The sequence below is a fragment of the Mesorhizobium sp. M7A.F.Ca.CA.001.10.2.1 genome (assembly GCF_003998575.1).
Taxonomy (GTDB): domain Bacteria; phylum Pseudomonadota; class Alphaproteobacteria; order Rhizobiales; family Rhizobiaceae; genus Mesorhizobium.
The window spans coordinates 1-4,765 of sequence record NZ_RZQY01000469.1 but is presented as its reverse complement, the minus strand read 5'-3'; the positions used below and the strand labels follow the sequence as shown (position 1 = coordinate 4,765).

The 4,765-nt window shown below is 58.9% G+C and carries 3 protein-coding genes; 2 read left to right on the top strand and 1 reads right to left on the bottom strand.

Annotation, left to right across the window (positions count from 1 at the left end):
- Together EN964_RS24970 and EN964_RS24965 are read left to right on the top strand one after the other, a co-directional pair.
- Positions 1-1,344, top strand: a 1,344-nt coding sequence (locus EN964_RS24970) for an ATPase domain-containing protein (protein WP_127276841.1), incomplete at its 5' end; no start/stop codon positions are given.
- The gene (locus EN964_RS24965; RefSeq protein WP_127272449.1) at positions 1,341-2,396 is read left to right on the top strand and encodes an HWE histidine kinase domain-containing protein; all 1,056 of its coding nucleotides are present in this window, start codon (positions 1,341-1,343) and stop codon (positions 2,394-2,396) included. The genes EN964_RS24970 and EN964_RS24965, both read left to right, overlap by 4 nt.
- A 438-nt stretch (positions 2,397-2,834) precedes the next feature.
- Here EN964_RS24965 and EN964_RS24955 read toward each other — a convergent pair.
- Positions 2,835-4,765: bifunctional diguanylate cyclase/phosphodiesterase (locus EN964_RS24955; RefSeq protein WP_127276839.1), on the bottom strand; the 1,931-nt coding region annotated here is incomplete at its 5' end.

The window sequence follows — 4,765 nt, the reverse complement described above, 5'->3', positions numbered from 1 at the left end:
GTGCAAGGCGATCCAGGCGCAGGCAAGACGACCGCGGCCTTGCAGTTCCTGCGCGCCGGTGTGGCAGCCGGTGAACGCTGCATCTATGTCAGCCTTTCGCAAACCGCCGCCGAACTGCAGGCGATTGCGTCTTCACACGGCTGGACGCTTGATGGGATTCGTGTTGAGGAATTGTCCGCTTCGGAGACCCTGAGTGGCGCGGCCGATCAGACGATTTTCCAGACTGCCGACCTTCGATTGGATGAAACGCGCAAGGCGATTGAACGCGCGATCGAAGAACACAAACCCCACAGGCTTGTTTATGACTCGCTGCTCGAGATCCGGCTGATTACCGGTGACACACCGAGGTTCCGGCGCGAACTGATTGGCTTCAAGGCCTTCCTTGCCAAACAGGGCATTGTGGCGGTGTTGCTCGACACCCAGACCAGCGGAGGCGATCACAACGGCGAGGAAATCGAGGGCATTGCCCACGGCGTGATCCGGCTTGATAAATCTCTCGAGGACTACGGCGGCGTGCGCCGGCGCATTGAAGTCAGCAAGATGCGCGGCGTGCCGTTTGCTGACGGTTATCACGATATGGCCATTCGCGAGGGCGAGGGCGTTGTGGTGTTTCCGAGGATTGTGCCAGGGTCGCCTCCCGAAGTGACCAAGCCGCAACTGATCAAGTCAGGGGTAGACGCTCTCGACGAGATGTTCGGCGGCGGCCAGGAATCGGGAACCATAACGCTCGTGATTGGTCAGTCGGGAACAGGCAAGTCGACGATGTCTTCGCTTTACGCCACTGCCGCGCTTCAGCGCCGCGAAAGCGTGGCCCTGTTCCTGTTTGAGGAGCGACTGGAGACTTTCTTTCGCCGGTCCGAGGGCCTTGGGATGGATCTTCGGCAGTTCCACAAGGATGGCCAACTTGTCATCTACGATTTTAGTCCCAACGAAATCTCGCCTGGGGAGTTCGGCCAGATTGTGCAGCAAGTCGTCAGTCGCAACAATACCCGGGTTGTCGTGATTGACAGCTTCACCGGCTATCTGAATTCTCTTCCCCACCGGGAAAAGGCGGTTCTGGACATCCAGTCTCTCCTGAAACATCTCGCGCGCGCTGACGTGCTGACCATGCTCATTGTCGCCCAGCATGGTTTGCTCGGGCAGAACGTTGGGATCGACGTGGACGTTAGTTTTCTCGGCGACACCGTGCTTCTGCTGCGCATGTCCGAGCATGAGGGCCGTTTGAGGCGCAACATCACGGTCGTCAAGAAGCGCCACGGCCCGCACGATCTCGATGTCCGGGAACTGTTCATCGCGAGTTCCGGCGTTTCCGTCGTTTCCTACAATCCTCTGCCCGAGACGTGAACGACGTCGAGCGAAACGGGCTGGGAACACTGGATTGGGTGCTGATCTTGGCGCCTTACCGCAAGGATGCTGGTTACACCGCTTCCCTGCTGCAAGAACGTGGTCTACGGGCTCTAGCGGCGAGTCCCGAGGACTTAGAGGGTTTGCTTGCGCTATCCCCTGGAGTGCTGGTTGTTACTCACGAAGCCTTGAATCCTCAGGCTATCGCAACGGTTGAAAGTTTCCTTCAGGCGCAGCCGAATTGGTCGGAAATTCCAATCGTTGTTTTGTTGGACCGCGCGGCACAGCAGTCACGCATCCAAGCGGCGCTGAGTGCTGCTTGGCCACGTTCGCGTCAGATATACTATCAGCGTCCCGTGGCTGCGCTCGAACTGATAAGCGGAATCCAGTCGGCACTCCTCACCAGAATTCGCCAGCGCGACGTGCGTGACTATCTTGAGCGGGAGACGGAACTACGCCTTGAACTAAATCATCGAGTGAAAAACATCCTGGCGACCGTCATATCCATCTTCGATATGACCAGGCGCGGCGCGATCTCGGCAGAGGGACTTGCAGAAGACTTCAAAGGGAGATTGAGAGCCTTGTCGGATGTTCATTCTGCAGTTTTTGCTGCCGGTGGCGAGACAGTGGCCTTAACGAATGTAGCAAAATCGGTCCTCGCGCCATACCTTTCCAAGGATCAAACTGCCATCACGATCGAAGGACCCGAGGTGCTGCTTTCGCGCGATGCCGGTACAACTCTCGCCCTCTCGCTTCATGAACTGGCAACAAACGCCATCAAATATGGCGGCTTGTCCCGCCCCGAAGGCAGAATACGCCTGGAATGGAATATTGAGTCGAACTCGGAACCATTGCTGTCGTTGAGATGGACCGAAACAGGAGGACCAACCGTAGTCGAACCCTCGCGAGTGGGATATGGGACGCGCTACATGCGCGCTGCATTGACGAGTCTGTTCGGACAGGCTCCCGATCTCGACTTTGCGCCGGAGGGACTGCGTTTCTCGATCCGCGGCCTGCTCTCCCGCCTTGCATCCGATGGTCGGCTCGGCTGATTGCGGCAGCGCCTGCCATTGGGCAGCGGAAGTTCCAAACAGTATCGTGATTGCCAAGCCCTTTCTTCTACCGCAGATCATCAGCAGGAGCCCGCCACCGGGCGCCGCTCGCGAAGGAGCGACGCACCTTGCCAAGGAACTGGCAAGGGCGCTGCTTGCATCTGTGTCCGCCGAAAATCGGGGCCGCCTGCTTGGAGTTTTGCTGTTGGCGCGTTTCTCAGGAAACGGCCTATAGGTGCCCCTCTGGGCCGCCGGGAAATCACATAAGCGCATTGTCAGGCGTTCGCCCGCCTTGATCTGCCGTCGAAGCGATCCTGAAGTTCCTCTTTCGGCACGGGTCGAATTGACTCACGAGGAACCTTTGCTTTGGCTCACTTCGCCGGCACGCAAGGGCGGAGCACATTGGCGAACCGGCGCTCTGACGGAGCGGGCATGACCTTACCCCGCTGCCAACCATTTGCGCGATTGCACAAACGCCGTGAAAGCCTTGGCCTCCATTGGGCGTCCAAAAACATAGCCCTGCAGGATATCGCAGCCTAGTTCCTTCAGGATGCGGGCGTGGTCGTTCGTCTCGACACCCTCGGCAATGACTTCGATGCCCAGCGATTTGCCGATCTCAATGATGGACGAGACCAGTTGACGCTGCGGGATCGACTGGGTGACGGGCGTGATCAGTTGACGGTCGATCTTGAGCCGGCGCGGCTGCAGCTTGAGCAGGGACACTATCGAAGCATGGCCGGTGCCGAAGTCATCGATCTCGATGTCGATGCCGAGTTCCTTTATGTGCTCCAGGTTCCACGTGACCAGGTCGTCATTATCATCGAGGAAGATGGACTCGACCAACTCAAACGAAAGGGTTCCTTTCTTGATGGCAAGCTTGCGCAAGCCATGGATCAGATCCTTGTCCTCCAAGCGCTTGGCGGAGACATTGACCGAGACGTGCGGGATGTTGAGACCGCTGCTCGACCAGTGCTCGAAGTTCTCTAGCGCCTGTTCCAGGACAGCGCGATCGATGACTGCCACGACGTTGAGTTCTTCGGCCACTTTAAGATAACTTTGGGGGGCCAGGATGCCGCGTGTTGGATGCTTCCAGCGCGACAACGCCTCTACTCCGACGATCTCAAGCGTGCGGGCGTCGAACTGCGGCTGATAGTATGTTGTGAATTCGGCGCGCTCCAGCCCGCCCAGGATTTCGTCGGCAATTTGCTTGGTCCGCACGATCTCGCTTTGCAGCTCTTCGTCAAAGAACTCGTGGCGATTGCGACCACGGCGTTTGGCCCGGTAAAGGGCGAGATCGGCGTTGACCAGCAGTTGCCTGGGTTCGGTTCCGGCGGCGATTCCGATGCTCACTCCGAACCGGCACGGATTGCCCAGAAAATCGACCGGCCGGCGCATCTGCGTGATGATGCGGTCGGCGAGCGCGGAAAGTTGTTTGTCATCACGCCCATGGCTCACCACAACGAACTCGTCACCGCCGATGCGTGCAACAAAATCACCGGGAGTCGTGTTGACCTTGATGACCTTGGAGGCGTGCACCAGCATAGCGTCACCTGCTGCGTGGCCCAGCGTATCATTGATCTGCTTGAAGCGGTCGAGGTCCAGATGCAGCAGTGCCGTACGGGTATCCTTTTCCCCGTTTTCGGCAAGCAACTCATCGAGATAGCGACGGTTGGGCAGACCCGTCAGCGGGTCATGCAGAGCCACATGCTCGACACGCGCTTTGGCGACCTCAAGTTCGGCATTTTTCGATTCTGACAGCTGGCGCTCTCGCATGAGCGTCTCGTTGAGCAGCACGTCGCTGGTCACGTCCCACTCGGCGCCAATCATCTTTGGCGTGCCGCCGATGTCCTGGAAGAAGGCTGCGCGCGTGCGCACGTGGCGCGTGCCGCCCTCCGCAAGCAGGACTCGGTATTGCGAGGAATAGGGTCCTTTCCTCTCTGCGGCCGACTCGAACTCCTGGCGCGCCCGGTTGAAATCGTCGGGATGAATGGCCGAAGCCCAGTCGTCATAGCCGCGCGGTTTGCCATCGGCTGGCTTGCCGTAGATTTGGTTGACGCGGTGATCCCATAGCAGCTCTTTTGTGGCCAGGTCGTGCTCCCACACGCCGATCCCAGAAGCTTCCAAAGCCAGCTCAAGACGGCCGGACAAGCGTCTGAGCTCGGCATAGTTTTTCTGTCTCTCGCCAAACAGCCGCCCGGCCACCAGGATCGGCAGCACCACCAGCGCGCCGGCAAAGCCTATGAGCCCCCGCAAAATCCAGGCATTCTTTGGAGTGGCTGGCCAGCCCCCCTTCGGTATGGCTGAAATCACCCAGGAGCCCGAAGGCAGTTGCACATCTGCCGACACTGGCTTGCCGGCGAGGACAGTGT